Origin of the sequence: Angustibacter luteus, from assembly GCF_039541115.1 — a bacterium.
Taxonomy (GTDB): Bacteria; Actinomycetota; Actinomycetes; order Actinomycetales; family Angustibacteraceae; genus Angustibacter; species Angustibacter luteus.
In genome coordinates this window covers 521,496-539,667 of sequence record NZ_BAABFP010000008.1, presented here as the reverse complement: position 1 = coordinate 539,667, position 18,172 = coordinate 521,496, and the positions used below count along the sequence as shown (strand labels likewise).

The following is an 18,172-nucleotide window of genomic DNA, read 5'->3' as shown; positions in this document are numbered from 1 at the left end:
GGGCCATCATCTCGTCTACCCCTTGCTCCCGCTCATGGCGATTCCCTCGATGAACACCTTCTGCGCGCTCATGAACAGCAGCAGCACGGGCAGCAGGAACATCAGCGAGGCCGCCATCTGCAGCTGGTACGCCGACTGGTGCGCGCTCTTGGCCAGCCCGGCCAGGCCGACGGCCAGGGTCTGCCCGCTCGCGCTGTTCCCGCTGTACAGCAAGGGGTTGTAGAAGTCGTTCCAAGCGAACATGAACGCGAACAGGCCGACCGCCGCCAGCGCGGGCCGGGCCATCGGCACCACGATCTGCCGCAGGATCCGGTACTCGCTCGCGCCGTCCACCCGTGCGGCCTCGATGGTCTCCTCGGGGATCGTCAGGAAGAACTGGCGCAGCAGGAAGATGCTGAACGCGTCGCCGAAGAACGCCGGCACGATGAGCGGCTTCAACGTGCCGATCCAGCCCAGGTGGGCGTACATCACGTAGAGCGGCAGGCTGGTCACCTGCGCCGGGATCATCATGGTCGCCAGCACCACGACGAAGAACGCGTTGCGCCCGCGCCAGCGCATCCGCGAGACGGCGTACGCGACCGGCACGGACGACACGACGATGCCGACGGCGCTCAACCCCGCGTACAGCAACGTGTTCCACAGGTCGCGCGCGAACGGCATGACCTCGAAGACCTCGCGAAAGTTCCCCCAGTGCAGGGGCTGCGGGACCAGCTCGCCGGTGCCGGCCTGCTGCTGGGTCATGACCGAGGTGACGACGCAGACCAGCAGCGGCAGCACGAAGGCCGCGGACAGGGCGACGGCGAGTGCGTGCTCGGCGACACCCTCCAGCACCCGACGTCCGAACGGACGACGGTCCCGCTCGCGCGCGGCGGCGGCCGGCAGGCGCGGGCTGACGGCGGTGGCCATCAGGGCCGCCCGCTGTCGTGCACCAGCGAGCGGGACATGCGCAGCATGACCACGGTCGCGCCGAAGATGACGAGGAACAGCATCCACGCCATCGCTGAGGCGTAACCGGTCTTGAAGTACACGAAGCCCTGTTGGTAGAGGTCCGTCGTGTAGAAGAGCAGGGACTGTCCGGGGTAGCCGAGGAGCTGCGAGGAGTCCTGCACGGCACTAGCCGAGCCGGACGCCACGAACGCCTCCGTGAAGTACTGGAACGTGTAGATCATCCCGGTGACCACGCTGAACAGGATCACCGGCGACAGGAACGGCAACGTGATGTGCCGGTACCGCTGCCAGCGCCCGACGCCGTCCAGGTCGGCCGCCTCGTAGAGCTCGCGCGGCACGTCCAGCATCGCGGCCGAGAAGATGACGATGGTGTCGCCGCACGCCCACAGGGCCATCAGCACCAGGCTGGGCTTGGACCACTGCGGGTCACCGAACCAGGCCGGCCCCTCGATGCCGACCTTGGCCAGCAACGCATTCACCGGCCCGGTCGGGCTGAGCATCACGATGAACGCCAGCGAGGCGCCGACCACCGGCACGATCGCCGGGACGAAGAACAGCGTTCGGTACACCCTGGCTCCGCGGCGCACCGAGCCGACGACCCACGCCGCGAACATCGCGTACAGGGTGCGCAGCGGCACCATGATCAGCACCATCCACAGCGTGTTCCGGACGCCGACCCAGAACGTGTCCGAGCTGGTGAACAGCCGCTCGTAGTTGCGCAGGCCGACGAACTCGGTGGGCCGGATCGAACCGAGCTGGAAGTTCGTGAACGAGTAGTACAGCGTCGTGACGACCGGGTACAGCGTGAACACCGCCAGGCCCACCAGGAAGGGCGAGACCATCACCAGCACCGCGCTCCACGGGGAGCGGCTCGGGCTGCCCCGCCGCGACCGGCGCCGGGAGCTGCCCGGTCGCCGGTCCGCGGTGGTCGACGCGGTGGTCGAGGTCATTCGACCGCGTCCTGGTTGAGCTTGTCGATCTTGCCGGCGGTCTCGTCGAGCAGCTTGCCCAGGTCGGTCGCGTGCCCGGTCTCGAACTGCTGGCGGGCCGTGCCCCACACGGTGGCGTCCTCGCTGCCGACCGGCGTGAGCTGCTTGTAGTACGAGCCCTTGTTGGCGAAGATCTCGACCAGCGGACCCCAGTGCTCGTCGTCCTTCTTGTCCCAGGCCTTCAGTGAGTCGAAGGTGCTCGGGATGTTGTAGACGGTGTCCGCCAGGCCGGTCAGGAACGCGGTGTCGGTGGTGAGCTGCTGCAGGGCGAAGAACGCCTCCTGCTTGTGCTTGGAGCCCGCCGGCAGGTAGGCCACGGTGCCGACCGCGCTGCCCGCGCCGTAGGTCTGCTTCACCTCGTCCAGCACCGGCACGGGCACCACGCCGTAGTCCAGGTCGGTCTTGGCGTCCGCGATCTCACCGACGTGCCACTCGCCGTCGACCTCCATCGCGACGTCCCCGGTGATCAGCGGGTTCTTCGCGTCGTCGGTGTGCGGCTGGAACTTCGCGACGAACTTCGACACCTGGCCGTTGCCGTACCAGTCGTTCAGGTCCTTGTCCCACTGCATGAGCTGGGCCCAGCGCGGGTCGGCGCCGAACGTCGCCTTGCCGCGCGCGTCGTAGTACTGGGTGCCCGCCTGCACGCCGTCGTACAGCGCGGAGTTGTTGTTGTAGTCCGAGCGCGAGATGAACCCGAACCGCTTGATCGAGCCGTCCTTGTTCTTGACGGTCAGCTTCTTGGCCGCGGCGGTCAGCTCGGACAGCGTCTTGGGCGGGTTCACCCCGGCGTCCGCGAGCATCTTCTTGTTGTAGAACAGGCCGTACGCGTCGACCAGCAGCGGCAGTGCGCACTGCTTGTCCTGGAACTTCGTGTACACCAGCGCGGACGGCGGGAAGGTCGCGGCGACGTCCACCTTCGCGGCCTTCAGGTACTCGTCCAGCGGGGCGACGGTGCCGTTGTAGCAGAACTTCGCGACGTTGTCGGGGGACGGCGAGACGAACACGTCGGGCGCCTGACCCGCGGCGACGGCCTTGCCGAAGGCGGCGTCGTCCTTGTTGGGCACGAACTTCACGGTGAGCCACGGGTACGTGGTGTGCAGCCGGGCCAGCGCGCCCTCGAACGCCTTCACCTCTTGCGGCAGGTGGTTGAACGTCCACACGGTGATGGTGGTGGGCTCGTGCTTGTCGGTGGTCGCGATGGCCGTCTGCGGACCGGATGCGTCTGCACCGGACGACGTGCAGGCGGCCAGGGCGAGGGCGCCGGCCGCCGAGGCGGCGACCAGCAGGAGGGACGTGGATCGGCGGGCGGTGCTGGGCATCAGGACTCCTGGGCGACGAGGTGCTGCGGGGCGGGCTGGTTCTGCGGGACGGCGTGCTCGATGGGGGCACCCGTGAACGCGGCGAAGGCGGACTCGCGCGCCAGGCCGGCCGCCATGGCCAGGGAGCCGTGGAGCACCGCTTGGACGCCGACCGACGACGCGACCACGGGCACGCGCAAGGTCGTGAATGCGGACAGATGCTGACGCACCGGGTCCAGCAGCAGGTCGGCGTTGCTGCCGACCGAGCCCCCGATGACGACGCGCGAGGGGTTCAGCACGGCGACCAGGCAGGCGACGACGTACGCGATCCCCCGGGCGGTGGCGTCGACCGCGGCGCGCGCGACAGGGTCGCCGCTGCGGGCCAGCTCGAAGACGGCGCGGGCGCCAGGGTCGCCAGGGATGCCGGCCTCGCGGGCGAGCCGGGAGACCACCTCGCCGCCCACCTCGTGCTCGATCATCTGGGGGGAGTGCCGGACGTCGGACGCGCAGCCGGGCAGGAAGCCGACCTCGCCGGCCGCCCCGCCGACGCCGCGGTGCACCCGGCCGCCGATCACCAGGCCCGCTCCGATGCCCGCACCGACGCTGACCAGCACGAAGTCCTCGACGTCGGGCTGCGCGGCGAGCTCGGCGAGGGCCGCCAGGTTGACGTCGTTGTCGAAGGTCACCGGGACGGGCAGCTGAGCCCGCAGTGCCGCAACCAGCCCCTCGCCGTCCTGGGGGAGCGCGTCCGCGAACGCCAGGGTGCCGTCCGACCCGACGGCGCCGGGGACGCCGACGACGACGTGGTGCACCTCGCCCAGCGTGATGCCGGCGGTGCCCGCCAGGCGCTCGCACACCTCGCGCACCTGCCGGGTCAGGGCGGCCCGGCGTCGGCGCACCGGGACGTCCACGTGCCCGCGTTCCGTGCCCGCCGCGTCCACCAGGGCGCCGCGCAGCCGGTCGTGTCCGATGTCCAGCCCGATCGCCCAGACCGCCTGTGGCGCAAGGCGGTACAGCGTCGCCGCCGGGCCCTTGCGGCCGCTGACCGCGCCGTCCTCCTGGACCGCACCGCGCTCGACCAGCGAGGCCAGGCAGGCCGCAACGGTCGGCTTGGAGAGCTGCGTCGCCGCGGCGACGTCCGCGCGGGTGGTCGGCCCCAGGGTCGCCACGGTCTCCAGGACGGCTCGGGCGTTCAGGGCGCGCAGCAGGCCAGGAGGCCCGGCGGCGAAGGAGGCGGTCACGCGGTTCCTATCTAGTAGGAAACTTTCTTGGCAGTAGCGCAAGGTAGGCCCCCGTCCGGCGACACGTCAAGGGTGGTCATGGCACCTTTCGGGAAACGTGACCCCGGGGAGGAGCAGGATGGGGCGGGTGAGCGACGACACCGCACCGGCCCCACCCACCTCCGCCGAGCTCGACGCCGAGGGCAAGCGACTGCTCGCCTTCTACACCGGGGCGGTGGACCCCCGCGGCGGCTTCGGCTGGATGGACGACGACGGCGTCCCGGATCCGAGCCAGCCGCTGCACCTGTGGATCAACGCGCGCATGACGCACGTCTACGGCCTCGCGCACCTGCTGGGCGTGGACGGCGCCGACGCCCTGTGCGACCGCGGGTTCGCCGCCCTCGACGGGCTGCTGCGCGACACCGAGCACGGGGGGTGGTGGCCGCAGGTCGACGGGTCCGGTGAGTCCGTCCTCGACGAGAAGCACGCCTACGACCACGTGTTCGTCCTGCTCGCGGCCTCGACCGCCGTCCAGGCCCAACGGCCCGGAGCGCAGCAGCTGCTCGCCGATGCCATCGAGGTCGTCGAGCGGTACTTCTGGGACGAGGAAGCCGGCGTCGTCGTCGACGTCTGGGACGGCGCGTGGCAGACCCTCGACCCCTACCGCGGGGCCAATGCCAACATGCACGCCGTCGAGGCCTTCACCGCAGCGGCGGACGCGACCGGTGACGACGTCTGGCTGCACCGCGCCGCCCGGATCGCCGACCGGCTGATCAACGGGGAGGCCCGCAACCACGGCTGGCGGCTGCCCGAGCACTTCGACACCGCCTGGGCGCCCGACCTGGACTACGCCAAGGACAACCCGGGCGACCAGTTCCGCCCCTACGGCGCGACCATCGGCCACAGCCTGGAGTGGGCCCGGCTGCTGCTGCAGCTGGACGCCGCGCTCGCCGCCGGCCCGGACGGCGAGCCGGGCTGGATGGTGCAGGCCGCCCAGGCGCTCTTCGAGCGGGCGGTCGCCGACGGCTGGTCGGTGGACGGCGCCCCCGGGCTGGTCTACACCGTCGACTGGGACGGCGCCCCCGTGGTCCGCGAGCGCATGCACTGGGTGGTGGCCGAGGGGATCGGTGCGGCAGCCGCGTTGTACCAGGCCACCGGTGACCCGTCGTACCAGCAGTGGTTCGGCCGCTGGTGGGCGTACGTGCAGGAGTTCCTGATCAGCGCCGCGGGCAGCTGGCAGCACGAGCTGGACGCGCAGAACCGACCCGCGGCGACGGTCTGGCCGGGCAAGCCAGACGCCTACCACGCCGTCCAGGCCACCCTGGTCCCGCGGCTGCCGCTCGCCCCCGCCATGGCCGCCGCCCTCGCGCGGGGGTGGCGGACGTGAGGAATCTTCAGGCTCGGCGCCGACCTGCCGATATCGAAGGCGGTCGACGCGCCGCGTCATCGGTGTCCAGGAGGGACGTCCGTGCACAGTTCCACCGGTCAAGCCGGCTCGGTGTCCCCGAGCTCGACCGTTGGTGACCGCGTGGGCGACGAGCGTGAGCGCGCCAGACTCGCCGCCCTCGAGGGGTACGGGCTGCTCAGCGACGTCCCGCTGGCTGCCGGCAGCTGGCCCGAGCTGGACGCCGTCCTGCGCCTCGCCGTCCAGGTCAGCGGACTGCCGAACGCGACCCTGAACCTGATCGACGCCGACCACCAGCGACAGCTGGCCACCGTCGGCTTCGTCGGTTGCGACAGCGCGCGCGAGCACTCCATGTGCGGCCAGCACTTCCTGTCCGGCCGACCGGTCGTCGTCCCAGACGCGACGCGGGACCCCGCGTACGCCGCGAACCCCTGGGTCACCGGGGAGCTCGGCGACGTCCGGCTCTACGTCTCCATCCCGCTCGTCACCGCCGACCAGCACGTGCTCGGCACCCTGTGCGCGTTCGACAGCGAGCCCGGCCACCCCGACGAGCACCTGGTCGCCAGCCTGCGGGACGTCGCGACCGTCGTCCTCGGGCTCTTCGAGCAGCGTCGGGCCGCCCGGCACAGCGCCGACCTGGCCCGGCAGGCGCAGGACCAGCAGGTCCTCGCCCAGCTGGCAGCCCGCGAGCTGGAGACCCGGCAGGAGCTGCTCGACGCGGTCCTGGGCAGCGTCGCGGTCGGCATCGTCGCGTGCGACCAGGACGGCCGCCTGACCGTGTTCAACGAAGCCGCCCGCGAGTGGCACGGCACCGAGGTCCTGGACGACGTCCCCCCGCACGAGTGGCCCCGGCGCTACGACCTGTTCGACGTGGACGGCCGGACGCCGCTCAGGCTGGACCAGGTGCCGCTGATGCGTGCCCTGGAGGACGGCCACGTCGAGAACATCGAGATCGTGATCGCGCCCGTGGGTGGCAAGGCGACCCGCGCGCTGTGCTTCGGTCGCGCCCTGACCGCCCCGGACGGGACGGCGCTGGGTGCGGTCGTGGCCATGGCCGACGTGACCGAGGAGCGAGCGCAGCAGGCCGCGCTGAGCCGCACCCAGGAGCGGCTCGCGCTGTCCGAGGCCCGGTTCCGGAGCATGTTCGAGGACTCGCCGGTGGGCATCGGGCTGTCCGACGAGCACGGGCTGTTCGTGGCGGCCAACGACGCGCTCTGCCGGCTGCTGGGCCGCTCCGAGTCGCAGATCCGCGGCTCGTCGTCCCTGCCCTTCACGCACCCGGACGACGCCGGCGCCCACCGCAGCGCGCGGACCATGCTGGCCGATGCGAACGGCGCGCCCGTGCACGTGGAGAAGCGCTACGTCCGGCCGAGCGGCGAGATCCGCTGGGTCTGGCTCAGCGTGACCAGGGTCGACGGCCCCGAGGGCCAGGACTGGACCCTCGCGCACATCCAGGACGTGACCGAGCGCAAGCAGAGCGAGCTGGAGCTGCGCGACTCCCGCGAGACCCTGACCGCCGTCGCGCAGGTCGCCCGCTGCGCCCAGGCCGGCACCGATCCGCGGCCCGTGGTGGTCTCTGCCGTGCGCGACCTCGTCGGCGCCGGCTCGGTGGCGCTGGTCGAGCCGGACGGCGACGAGCTCGTCGTCACCGCCTGCGAGGGCATCGACACGATGGGCGTCCGCACCCCGACGGGTCAGGGCACGCTGACCGGACTCGTCTTCGGCACCGGTGAGTCGGCCTTCATCGGGGACGCCCGAGCCTTCTCGCCCGCCAGCAAGGCGCTGTCCGAGCTGTCCAACACGCGCGCCGTCCTGTGCGAGCCGGTGATCGCCAACGGCAAGACGGTGGCCATCCTGCTCATCGGCTGGCTCGAGCCGGCGGAGTCACTGGACCCGCGGATCGCGTCCCTGGTCGCCACCCTCGCCGCCGAGACCGGCGCTGCACTGACCGGTGCCATGCTGCGCCAGCAGCTGCAGGCGCTCGCCACCACGGACCCGCTGACCGGGCTGGTGAACCGGCGGGGCTGGTACGAGCGACTCGACGCACTCACCGCGCGGGTCCGGCGGACCGGGGAGTCGTTGACCCTCGCGGTCGCCGACCTGGACCACTTCAAGAAGTACAACGACACCCATGGCCACGACGCCGGGGACGAGCTGCTGCGCGAGTTCGCCGAGCGCACCACGTCGTCGCTGCGCGAGATCGACCTGGTCGCCCGCTGGGGCGGCGAGGAGTTCGCGATCGCGCTGCCCGGCAGCAACTCCGACGAGGCCCGGATCGCCCTGGACCGCCTGCGCCGCAACGTCCCAGGCGGCCAGACCTGCTCGTTCGGTCTGGCCACCTGGGACGGGGTCGAGCCGTTGGCGGGCTGCCTGGCCCGGGCGGACGAGGCGCTCTACCGGGCCAAGGTCTCCGGTCGGAACCGGATCTCCGCCTGATCGATCAGCCCAGGCCGAGGGCCCGGCGCATGGTGAAGAACAGCTCGGTCTGGTCGGTGACCCCGAGCACGTTCGCCGCCTGCGGTCCGCCTGCCGCGATCCGCACCTCGGTGCCGGTGTGCTGCTGCGAACCGGTGATCGGTGCCGTGGCGTAGCTGATCGTCAGGTCGCCGCCCTCGTTGGTGCGCAGCGTCGCGGTGACGCCCTCGGTCGGGCCCTCCACGATCTGGCTGGTGTGGCCGTGGTCGGCGGTGACCACGACGAGCGTGTCGCGGTGCGAGCGCTGGTAGTCCAGGGCCTTCTTGACCGCGGCGTCGAACGCGATGGTCTCGCCGATCTGACCGCACGGGTTGGCGGCGTGGTCCTGCTTGTCGATCGAGGCGCCCTCGATCTGCAGGAAGAAGCCCTTGCGGCTGGTGCGGGTCTGCCGGTCCAGCACCTGCAACGCCTTGCTCGCCATGTCCACCAGGTGCGGCTGGCTGGCGGTGCGAGCGGCGTTCACCTCGCAGCGCGAGGGGGCGGTCCCGGTCTTCGTCGGCGTCGGGCCGACCCACTCCAGGTCCATGTTGTTCTTCGCGAAGGTGCCCAGGATCGGCGCGTTCGGCTTGGCGGCGGCCAGCCCGGCGGCGTCCGTGACCACCTGGTAGCCGCCGACCTGAGCCTGCTGCAGGACGCTCAGCCCGGCGAAGCGGCCGGCCTGAACGGTCTGGTCGAAGTACTGCTTGCCGCCACCCAGCAAGACGTCGGGGGCGGTCCGGACCAGCTGCTCGGCGATCGACCCGGCGCCACCGTTCTCGGTCGCGTTCGTGGGGCAGGCGGTCATCGACTGCGGACCCTTGCAGTCCCGGCTCACCACGTGCGAGCCCAGCACCGCCGGGGTGGCGTCCTGCAGCTCGGCGGTCGTCACGTCACCGGTGCGGAACCCGGCCTTCTTGGCCAGCTCGAGGATCGTCGGGACCGGCTTGCCGTCCGGCGTCACCGAGATCGCGCCGTTGTAGGACTTGTGGCCGGTCGACCAGCCGGTGCCGGACGCGGCGGAGTCCGTGACGTAGTCGGGGATCGTCGGGTTGTCCTTGCGCACCGCGTACGTCGTGTAGGCGCCGCTCAGCGGCAGCGTGTCCAGGGCGAGGCGGCCGGCCGCTCCGACCTGGTAGTTGCGGGCGCTGGTGATCTCGCTGTCGCCCATGCCGTCGCCGATCAGCAGGATCACGTTGCGGGCCTTGCCGCCTTGGATGGCCTGGCGCGCGGCCTGGGTGTGGTCGCTGTGGGCGCCGGCGGCGAGGGCCACCAGCGGGGTGCCGACGAGGGCAGCCGTCGCCAGTCCGATGACAGCGTGGCGGCGGTGGGATCGAGGTGAGCGCATGTCCGTCCAATTCTTCGCGGGAGCGTGAACGGGCTCAGCCGACCAGTCGGGGGAAGCATCCAGCCGCCGTCCAGGTGAAGGGCCGGTGACCACCCGGCGAACTCCTCCGCCCCACCTACCCGCCCCCAACCCCGCGGTTCCGCCGCTCAGGCCGGTTTCCGCCGCCCAAGCCGAGTTTCGGCCAGCAGAACCGGTCTCAGTGGCGGAAGCGTGCGCGAGAGGGGAGGGGCGGCGGGCCGCGCGCCTCACCCGTTGGGGGTGAGGCGGCCGCAGTGGCCACGGGAGAACGATGCTGTCGGGCCCGAAGAGCCCATGAGTCCGTTCGAGCACACGGAGGAAGCATGAGCAACACCCGGTCAACATCGAGCCCCTGGGCCAGCGGCGCAAGCGTCTTCGCGGGCTGCCTGCTGCTGACGGTCGGCGTGTTCGGGTTCTTCCAGGGCCTGATCGCCATCGTGAACGGCAAGGACTTCTTCGTCACGACGCCGAACTACTTCGTGTCCTTCGACGCCAGCCAGTGGGGTTGGATCCACCTGATCCTGGGCATCCTCGTCGCCGGGACGGGGCTGCTGATCTTCACCGGAAACGTCCTCGCGCGGTCGGTCGGCATCTTCCTCGCGTCGCTGCAGGCGCTCGCGAACTTCCTGTGGCTGCCGTACTACCCGATCTGGGGCATCATCATCATCGCGCTCGACGTCTTCATCATCTGGGGCCTGGCGACCACGCGCCTGGACCAGGAGTGAGGTGACCGCGCGCCAGCCCACGCGCATCGAGCGGTTCGTCCCAGCGCTGGGTTGGTTGCGCGAGTACCAGCGGGAGTGGCTTCGCCCGGACGTCGTCGCCGGCCTCACGGCCGGCGGCGTCGTCATCCCGCAGGCCATGGCCTACGCCACGGTGGCCGGCCTACCGGTTCAGGTAGGCTTGCAGACCTGCATCGTGCCGATGGCGGTGTACGCCTTGCTCGGCGGGGCCCGCCGGATGAGCTTCAGCACCTCGTCCACGATCGTGGCGCTGACCGCGGCCGCGCTGACCGGCATTGGGGTGTCCGGCGCGCAGGCCCTGACCGCCACCGCGACGCTCACGCTGATGGTGGGGCTTCTGCTGTGGCTCGCCGTCGTGCTCCGGCTCGGCTTCATTGTGGAGTGCGTGTCCGAGCTCGTGCTGTTCGGCATCAAGGTCGCGGTAGGGCTGACCATCGCCGCCGCCCAGCTGCCCAAGCTGCTGGGTCTGAGCACGTCCGGCGACTCGTTCCTGAGCAACATCCGCAACGTCCTGCAGCACTTGGACGACGTCAGCGTGGTGACCGCGCTCCTGGGGTTCGGGACCGTCGCGGTCGTCCTGGTGCTGCGTCGGGTCGCGCCGCGGGTGCCCGGGCCCCTGGTGGCCCTCGTGATCGGCATCGGGCTGGTCCTGGTGGCGAACCTGGACGAGCACGGGGTGGCCCTGATCCCGGAGGTGCCGACCGGCCTCGTCGCGCCGTCGCTGCCCGGGCTCGACCACGTCGCGGGACTGCTTCCCTACGCGGCCGGGATCGCGCTGATGGCGTTGCTGGAGAGCGTGTCCGTGGCGCGCAGCACGCGTCAGCCGGACGACCCGCAGCTCGTCAACGACCAGGAGTTCATCGCCACGGGCGCCGGGTCGGTCGCCGGCTCGTTCTTCGGCACGGTCCCGGTGGCGGGCGGGTTCTCGCAGACGCTGGTCAACGTGAGCGCCGGGGCGCGCACCCAGGTGAGCCAGCTGGCCACGGTTGCGCTCGCAGTCCTGACGTCCCTGTTCCTGGCGCCCCTGCTCAGCGAGATGCCCCAGGCCACCCTCGGTGCTGTCGTGCTGGTGGCCGTGACCGGTCTGATCCAGACCACCGACCTGCGCCGGGCCTGGCGGATCGACCGCACCGAGTTCGGTCTGGCCCTGGCCGCGGGTGTGATCGCGTTGCTCACCAACCTGCTGGTCGGCGTCCTGGCCGGCGTGGTGATCACCTACCTGCTGGTGCTGAGGTCGCTGTCGCACATGCACATCAGTGAGCTGCACCGGCGCCCGGACGGCACGCTGCACGCGGGTGGGGAGGGCGACGAGGCGGTGCACGGGGTGCTGGTCCTGCGGGTCGAGAACGTGATGTTCACGGGCAACATCCGGGCCCTGCAATCCGAGCTCAACCTCCGGGTCGAGGGGGCCGAGCCGAAGCCGCAGGTGCTGGTGGTCGACGTCAGCCGGACGTTCACCACCACGCTGTACGTGATGGACGTGTTCCTCGAGCTGGACCGCGAGCTGCGACGCGAGGACGTCGACCTCTGGATCGCCGGCATGCCACCGCGGGCGAAGGAGAAGGCGCAGCGCACCCCGCTCTGGCAGGAGTGGGTGGCGGCCGGCAAGCTCCAGCCGGACGTGCAGACGGCCGTCGCAGCGTTCCAGCGCCGGGCGGCGCAGTGAGCCGCCCCCTGGCGCTGGTGGGGCGCTGGTGGTCGGGCGTGCGCCCGCGACGCGCGGACCTCAAGGCCGACGTCCTGGCCGGCCTACCGAACGCGATCAGCTCGGTGCCCGACGGCATGGCCAGCGCGACCTTGGTCGGGGTGAGCCCGGCGTACGGGCTGTACGCGACCTTCGCCGGACCGACGTTCGGTGGGCTGTCCGCCAGCACCCGGATGATGGTGGTGACGACGACCACGGCGGCGTCACTGGCCGCCGGGTCGGCGCTGGCGTCGGTGCCCGACGACGACCGCGCGGGCGCGCTCGTCGTCCTGACCATGGCTGCCGGGATCGTCATGCTCGTCGCCGGGCTGCTGCGCCTCGGGCGGTACGTACGGTTCGTCTCCCGCTCCGTGATGCTCGGCTTCCTCAGCGGGGTCGCCGTCAACATCTCGCTCGGACAGGTGCCGGACCTGCTCGGGGCCAGTACGGACCAGAGCATCAACCTCACCAAGGCCATCGACGTCCTGCTGCACCCCAGCGGCATCGACTGGCCCACCGCCACGGTCGGCCTGAGCGCGCTCGCGATCCTCGTGCTGCTGAACCGCACCCGCTTCGCGCTGTGGTCATCACTGGCCGCCGTCACGATCCCCACCGTCGCCGCGCTCCTGCTCAACGCGGACAGCGTCCAGCTCATCGCCGACTCGGGTGCAATCCCGTCCGGGCTGCCGCCACTGGCGTTCCCGCGTCTGAGCGACGTGACGCCGCAGGTGCTGTCCGGGGCGCTGGCCGTGGCGGTCATCGTCCTGGTGCAGGGCGCCGGCGTCGCCGAGGCCGCGCCGAACAAGGGTGACGTGCCGGCCGACACCAATGCCGACTTCGTGGCCCAGGGCGTGGCCAACGTGGCGAGCTCGCTCGTGCACGGCATCCCGGTAGGCGGGTCGGTGAGCGGCACCGCGCTGAACGTCTCGCTGAAGGCGCGCAGCCGCTGGGCCTCGGTCTTCGCCGGGCTCTGGATGCTGCTGATCCTCGTCGCGCTGTCGGGTGTCGTCTCGCAGGTCGCCTCGGCGACGCTCGCCGCCGTGCTCATCGTCGTCGGGCTCGGCACCCTGGCGCCGGCCGAGATCGCGACGGTCTGGCGCACCGGCAGCACGGCAAAGATCGCCATGACGGTGACGTTCGTCGCCACCCTGCTGCTCCCGGTCGCCGCGGCGGTCGCGATCGGGCTGATCACCTCGCTGGTGCTGCAGCTGAACCGCGAGGCGATGGACCTGTCGGTGGTCGAGCTGCGGGTGGAGCACGGCGGGCGGTTCGTGCAGGCTACGGCGCCCGGGACGCTGCCCTCGCACGCTGTCACGGTCCTCGACGTGTACGGCAGCCTGCTGTACGCCGGGGCGCGCACCTTGCAGGCACGTCTGCCCAGCGCGGTCGGGTCGGTGTCGCCGGTGGTCGTGCTGCGGCTGCGGGGGCGGACGACGTTGGGGGCGACGTTCTTCGCGGTGGTGACGACGTACAGCAACCAGCTCGCCGAGCGGAACGGCACGCTGTACCTGAGCGGGGTCGATCCCGAGATGCTGCAACGGTTCCAGCGCTCGTACTCCCAGGACGCGCGGGGGAACCTGCACGTGTTCGAGGCCACCGAGGTGGTCGGCGACTCGACCCTGCGGGCCGTGAGCGAGGCCCGCGCGTGGCTCGTGCAGCACCGGGACCCGCCCGTCGGCGACGAGGACGGATCCTGAGACCGAGACCCGTTTGTCGTTGTGCTTCGGTGGGACGTCGGGCACGCTGGGCACCGTCGTCCAACCGGGGAGGGGTGGTCGGCTTGCCTTCAGGGGTGGAGGGCGGCGCCATCGCCGCGCATCCCATCTTCGCGCGCGATCTTCCGGGCAACTGGGTGCCACGGCCACGGCTCGACGAGCTGCTGGACGAGGCGACCACCCGCCCGCTGACCGTGGTCGTCGCCCCTGCCGGGTCCGGCAAGAGCGCGATGCTGCGCGGGTGGGCGGCGCAGCAGTCCGCGCGCAAGCGCCGGGTGCTGTGGCTGGACTGCCGACGCGCGCGGCCACGCGTCGCGTCCGGTGTCGTGGACGCCCTGGCCCGCGCCAGCGAGGCCAAGGGTCGCACCGTGGTCGTGCTCGACGACGCGCACCTGCTGGCGGCGGCCGACCTGCGGGCGGTCGGCGAGCTGCTGGCGGACGGCGACGGCCGCGTCCGCATCGTGCTGGCCAGCCGTCGCGACCTGATGCTGCCCCTCGTCCGGCTGGAGCTGGCCGGCCAGGTCACCACGATCCGCGCCACCCACCTGCGGTTCACCGACCGCGAGGCGTCCCGGTTGATCACGGCGCACGCGAACGGTGCCGCTGCGGCCGACGTCCAGATCATCCGCGACCGCGGCCAGGGCTGGGCGGCCGCACTCGTCCTCGGCGCCCGGGCGCTGGCGGCCGCTACCGACCCGGTGACCGCCCGAGAGGCGTTGTCCACCACCGAGCAACCGGTGCTGGACTACCTGCTCGGGGAGGTCTTCGAGACCCTCGACGCCCGCACCCGGCACGTGCTGCTGTGCACGTGCAGCAACGACCTGGTGACGGCGAGCGAGGCGGTGGTCATGTCGGCCGACGCCGGTGCCGCCACGCTGATCGCTCGGATGGCGGCGGAGGGCCTGCTGGTCACGGCGGCGCGGGACGCGTCGGGCGAGACGGCCTGGCACTACCACCCGTTGCTGCAGGAGCTGCTGCGGCGTCGCGTCGTGAGTGATGGCCCCGAGCACGAGCTGCACGAAGCCGCCGAGGCGCGCATCGTGCAGGTGAGTGGCCAGCACGGAGACATGGCGACGGCGCTGCGGCACGCCACCCACCTCGACGACGCCGGGCAGCTGGTGGAGCTCCTTCGAACCCACGGGCTCGGGCTGATCGCGAACGGCGAGCGGGAGCTGGTGGGGATGGCACTGGACGCCGTGCCCGACGACCTGGGCGACGGGGACGCCGGGCTCGCGGTGCTGCGCGCTCTCGAGCGGCGCGCGGCCGGCGACCTCAAGCGGGCCACCCAACTGGCCGGCCAGGCGCTCGCCCTCGGCGTCGGCCCGCAGGCTCACCCCAGTACGGCCTGGGGGGTCGGCGAGCCGATCCTGCTCTGCTGGTTGGCGCGGACCGGACTGCTGCCGGCGACGGACGCCATCGGGGCGGCCCGGCGCCGGCTCGAGCGGGGGGCCGTCGATGGTGAGTCCCACGGGCCCGACGCCGGGCGGGCGGCCGACGGCGCGCGGGCCTGGCTGCTCATCGAGCTGGCGGTGGTGGAGTGCTGGGCGGGCCAGCTGGACGCCGCTCACGAGCACCTGGACGCTGCGCTCGTCGTTGCTCGCGCCCAGGGCGCCGACCTCCCTGTCATCGAGGCGATGGCCTACGCCAGCCTGGTGGACCTGGCTCGAGGCTCGTACTCGTCCGCCGACCGGCGCGCCCGCGAGGTGATCGCTCGCGTGCAGGAGACGGCCCAGCAGCAGGCGACCTTCGTCGCCTCAGCCCACGTGGTGCACGCCTGGGTCGCGCTGAACGACCTCGACCTGGAGCTCAGCGAGCAGCATGTCCGGCTGGTGCGCCGGGAGGCCGCCGGTGAGCTGGACGTCGTGGTCGACGTGCTGGTGCACCTGATCGAGTGCCACCTGCTCGCGCACGCCGGCCAGGTGCAGGAGGCCCGCAGCTACCTGGACTCGCCGCCGCCGGTGCCCGGCGTCGTGCCGCGCTTCCTGCGCCGCTGGTACGCCGAGCTGCGGGGCTGGCTCGCGCTGCTGGCCGCGGACGTCGACGACGCGGTGGAGGCGGCCGCCGAGCTGCGCGCTCTGGGGAAGTCCGCGGACGCCTCGCTGGTGGACGCCGTGGTGCTGGACCTGCGGGGCGACCCGTCCGCCAGTGCGGCCGCCCTCGACGAGTTGCTCGAGGCGTGCCGGCCGGGCGCCCGGCGGCAGAGCGTCGGCGCCGCAGCGGCGGTTCACCGGACGTGGATGTCGTTGCGGGACGGTGAGATCGAGGACGCGGAGCACCAGCTGCGCGGTCTGCTGTCACGGGTCGGGCCGCATCGACGGTTGGTGCTCGCCGACGTCGGCCGGGCCCCGGAGTTCGTGCACCTGCTGGCGGGAGAAGCGGCCCGCGACGATGCGCACCCCGCCGCCGCGGACCTGCTCGACACCCTGACCCGGTTGGGCGGTGGGCGATCCATCCCCGCGCAGGCGACGGCCCGAGCGGCCCGCGAGCGGCCGGCGCCGCCGCTGGTCGTGGACCTCACGTCGGCCGCCGGGACGACGTCCGGCATGGTCATCGACCTGACCTCCCGGGAGCTGGACGTCCTGCGGGAGCTGTCGCTCGGCGGCTCCTACACCGACATCGCGGCCACGTTGTACATCACCGAGAACACGGTGAAGACGCACCTGGCCTCGCTCTACCGCAAGCTCGGTGCCACCCGGCGGGCCGAGGCGCTGCGGTCGGCGCGTGAGGCCGGGATGCTGCCCGGCTGAGCCGCGGATCAGGTCAGGCCGGGTGCTCGGCCTGCTCGTTCGACCGGTCCGGCAGCTGGTTGACCTCGAGGATCTCCACCCCGAGCTCGTCGAGGGAGTCCAGGACGCCTTGCAGCGCAGCCTGGTCCGGCAGGTCTCCCCACAGCAGCGTCTGCACGGGCAGCGGCTGCTGGTGCAACGTCGGGAAGGCGCTGAGCAGGGCGTCGGACAGTCGCCCCGAGACGCGGATCGCATACTCTCCCACGAGGCCTCCCATCCCGGCGGCTGACGAACTGGCGCTGCCCGTGGGCGGCCCAGCCTGCTCAGCATGAGTCCGTGGTGGCGACGCCGCCTCACCCACAACGGGGGAGGCGGGTGATCGGTACCGGTCCCTAGCGTGCGCAGTGGTTCACTGCGGCAGAAAGGGACCGGCATGGCTGTCGACTCGCAGGTGGGTGCCCCGGACTCCGGGCCGGGACTGTCCCGGGCACTGGTGGTCCTGTTGGGCACTGCGGCTGCGGTGGTGATCGGTGCCGGGCTCAAGGGCGCCCAGGGCATCGTGACCCCGATCATGCTGTCCCTCGTGCTGACGATCGCCGTCGGCCCCATCCCGCGGTGGGCCCGACGCAAGGGCTGGCCCGGCTGGGCGGCGACCCTGCTCGGGATGATCGCGGCGTACCTCCTGGTGCTCGTCCTCGCCGGCGGCGTGGCCATCTCCGCCGTCCAGCTGGCCTCGACGCTGCCCGAGTACGCACAGAAGGCCCAGGACATGGTCCACCAGCTGTCGCAGCAGCTCGACCAGGCGGGGCTCAGCACCAGCGGGACGCAGAAGGCGTTGTCCCAGATCGACTTCGGCAAGGTCCTCGGCCTGGTCGGGGACCTGCTGTCCGGCGTGCTCGGTGCGGCCAGCAACCTGTTCTTCCTCGTCACGCTGCTGTTCTTCCTGGCCTTCGAGTCGACGGCGATGCCGGCTCGGGGTGAGCTCCTGCGGAAGGTGCGACCGGAGCTGGCCGACGCGCTGACCCGCTTCATCAACGGGACGCAGAGCTACCTGATCGTCACCACCGTGTTCGGCCTGATCGTGGCGACGCTGGACACGTTGGCGCTGTGGGCTCTTGGTGTGCCCCTGCCTCTGGTCTGGGGCCTGCTGTCGTTCCTGACGAACTTCATCCCCAACATCGGCTTCATCATCGGGCTGATCCCGCCGGCGCTGCTGGGCCTGCTGAGCGGCGGCTGGGGGACGTTCTTCGCCGTCATCGCCGTCTACTGCGTCATCAACGTGGTGCTGCAGACGTTCATCCAGCCTCGCTTCGTGGGCGACGCCGTCGGGTTCAGCACCACGATGACGTTCCTGTCCATGGTGTTGTGGACCTTCTTGCTGGGACCGGTCGGTGCGCTGCTGGCCGTCCCGATGAGCCTGCTGGTGCGGGCGTTCCTGATCGATGCCGACCCCAAGGTGGCCTGGGCCGAGATGTTCATCGGGCCCACGCCATCCGACCAACCAGCCGACCCGGCCACCCCGCCAGCCAGCCCGCCGACCCCGCCACAGGAGCCCGCTCCCGCCTAGCGGGATGATTCCGGGCCTCCTGACGTTGTGCTGCATGACATGGCACGATGCGACCTCGAG

The 18,172-nt window shown here is 71.7% G+C and carries 13 protein-coding genes; 7 read left to right on the top strand and 6 right to left on the bottom strand.

The annotated features are described in order from the left end of the window. Window positions 1-15: 15 nt before the first annotated feature. From ABEB17_RS19515 to ABEB17_RS19500, 4 genes are read right to left on the bottom strand one after another with little or no spacing between them, the layout of a single operon-like run. A complete protein-coding gene (locus ABEB17_RS19515) occupies window positions 16-906 on the bottom strand; it encodes a carbohydrate ABC transporter permease (RefSeq protein WP_345718413.1) in 891 nt (296 codons plus the stop codon). Further along, window positions 906-1,898: a carbohydrate ABC transporter permease gene (locus tag ABEB17_RS19510; RefSeq protein ID WP_345718412.1), complete on the bottom strand. Its 993-nt coding sequence runs from the start codon at window positions 1,896-1,898 to the stop codon at window positions 906-908. The genes ABEB17_RS19515 and ABEB17_RS19510 overlap by 1 nt, the downstream gene beginning before the upstream one ends. Next, entirely contained in the window at window positions 1,895-3,256 is a 1,362-nt protein-coding gene (locus tag ABEB17_RS19505; protein ID WP_345718411.1) for an ABC transporter substrate-binding protein, read from the bottom strand. Before ABEB17_RS19505 ends, ABEB17_RS19510 begins: the two co-directional genes overlap by 4 nt. Beyond that, a complete protein-coding gene (locus ABEB17_RS19500; RefSeq protein WP_345718410.1) occupies window positions 3,256-4,476 on the bottom strand; it encodes an ROK family transcriptional regulator in 1,221 nt (406 codons plus the stop codon). The genes ABEB17_RS19505 and ABEB17_RS19500 overlap by 1 nt, the downstream gene beginning before the upstream one ends. A 118-nt stretch (window positions 4,477-4,594) precedes the next feature. On the opposite strand from ABEB17_RS19500, the gene ABEB17_RS19495 reads away from it, so the two are divergent. Both ABEB17_RS19495 and ABEB17_RS19490 read left to right on the top strand, forming a co-directional pair. Then, entirely contained in the window at window positions 4,595-5,842 is a 1,248-nt protein-coding gene (locus ABEB17_RS19495; RefSeq protein ID WP_378226995.1) for an AGE family epimerase/isomerase, read from the top strand. A gap of 141 nt (window positions 5,843-5,983) precedes the next feature. Beyond that, window positions 5,984-8,296, top strand: a complete 2,313-nt coding sequence (locus ABEB17_RS19490; protein ID WP_345718408.1) for a diguanylate cyclase — start codon at window positions 5,984-5,986, stop codon at window positions 8,294-8,296. Window positions 8,297-8,300: 4 nt separating this feature from the next. Here the strand turns inward: ABEB17_RS19490 and phoA are convergent, their stop codons facing one another. Continuing rightward, window positions 8,301-9,659 carry an alkaline phosphatase gene (gene phoA, locus ABEB17_RS19485; protein ID WP_345718407.1) on the bottom strand — a complete coding sequence of 453 codons (1,359 nt, stop codon included), beginning with the start codon at window positions 9,657-9,659 and terminating at the stop codon, window positions 8,301-8,303. Window positions 9,660-10,000: 341 nt separating this feature from the next. On the opposite strand from phoA, the gene ABEB17_RS19480 reads away from it, so the two are divergent. From ABEB17_RS19480 to ABEB17_RS19465, 4 genes are all read left to right on the top strand, one after another. Continuing rightward, the gene (locus ABEB17_RS19480; RefSeq protein WP_345718406.1) at window positions 10,001-10,402 is read left to right on the top strand and encodes a DUF7144 family membrane protein; all 402 of its coding nucleotides are present in this window, start codon (window positions 10,001-10,003) and stop codon (window positions 10,400-10,402) included. A gap of 1 nt (window position 10,403) precedes the next feature. After that, window positions 10,404-12,086, top strand: a complete 1,683-nt coding sequence (locus ABEB17_RS19475; protein ID WP_345718405.1) for a SulP family inorganic anion transporter — start codon at window positions 10,404-10,406, stop codon at window positions 12,084-12,086. Next, window positions 12,083-13,801: a SulP family inorganic anion transporter gene (locus tag ABEB17_RS19470; RefSeq protein ID WP_345718404.1), complete on the top strand. Its 1,719-nt coding sequence runs from the start codon at window positions 12,083-12,085 to the stop codon at window positions 13,799-13,801. Before ABEB17_RS19475 ends, ABEB17_RS19470 begins: the two co-directional genes overlap by 4 nt. A gap of 83 nt (window positions 13,802-13,884) precedes the next feature. Then, on the top strand, window positions 13,885-16,566 hold the full coding sequence (locus ABEB17_RS19465) for a LuxR C-terminal-related transcriptional regulator (RefSeq protein WP_345718403.1): 2,682 nt from the start codon (window positions 13,885-13,887) through the stop codon (window positions 16,564-16,566). A gap of 13 nt (window positions 16,567-16,579) precedes the next feature. On the opposite strand, the gene ABEB17_RS19460 is transcribed toward ABEB17_RS19465, so the two are convergent. Continuing rightward, a complete protein-coding gene (locus ABEB17_RS19460) occupies window positions 16,580-16,810 on the bottom strand; it encodes a hypothetical protein (RefSeq protein WP_345718402.1) in 231 nt (76 codons plus the stop codon). A gap of 168 nt (window positions 16,811-16,978) precedes the next feature. Between ABEB17_RS19460 and ABEB17_RS19455 the strand changes: the two genes are divergently transcribed. Beyond that, on the top strand, window positions 16,979-18,112 hold the full coding sequence (locus tag ABEB17_RS19455; RefSeq protein ID WP_345718401.1) for an AI-2E family transporter: 1,134 nt from the start codon (window positions 16,979-16,981) through the stop codon (window positions 18,110-18,112). Window positions 18,113-18,172 lie beyond the last annotated feature (60 nt).

Bases quoted from the DNA above. Each gene is read 5' to 3' on its own strand.
- ABEB17_RS19495 (WP_378226995.1), top strand. From the start codon at position 4,595: ATGGGGCGGGTGAGCGACGACACCGCACCGGCCCCACCCACCTCCGCC.
- ABEB17_RS19455 (WP_345718401.1), top strand. From the start codon at position 16,979: ATGGCTGTCGACTCGCAGGTGGGTGCCCCGGACTCCGGGCCGGGACTG.
- ABEB17_RS19510 (WP_345718412.1), bottom strand. From the start codon at position 1,898: ATGACCTCGACCACCGCGTCGACCACCGCGGACCGGCGACCGGGCAGC.
- ABEB17_RS19505 (WP_345718411.1), bottom strand. From the start codon at position 3,256: ATGCCCAGCACCGCCCGCCGATCCACGTCCCTCCTGCTGGTCGCCGCC.
- ABEB17_RS19480 (WP_345718406.1), top strand. From the start codon at position 10,001: ATGAGCAACACCCGGTCAACATCGAGCCCCTGGGCCAGCGGCGCAAGC.
- phoA (WP_345718407.1), bottom strand. From the start codon at position 9,659: ATGCGCTCACCTCGATCCCACCGCCGCCACGCTGTCATCGGACTGGCG.
- ABEB17_RS19515 (WP_345718413.1), bottom strand. From the start codon at position 906: ATGGCCACCGCCGTCAGCCCGCGCCTGCCGGCCGCCGCCGCGCGCGAG.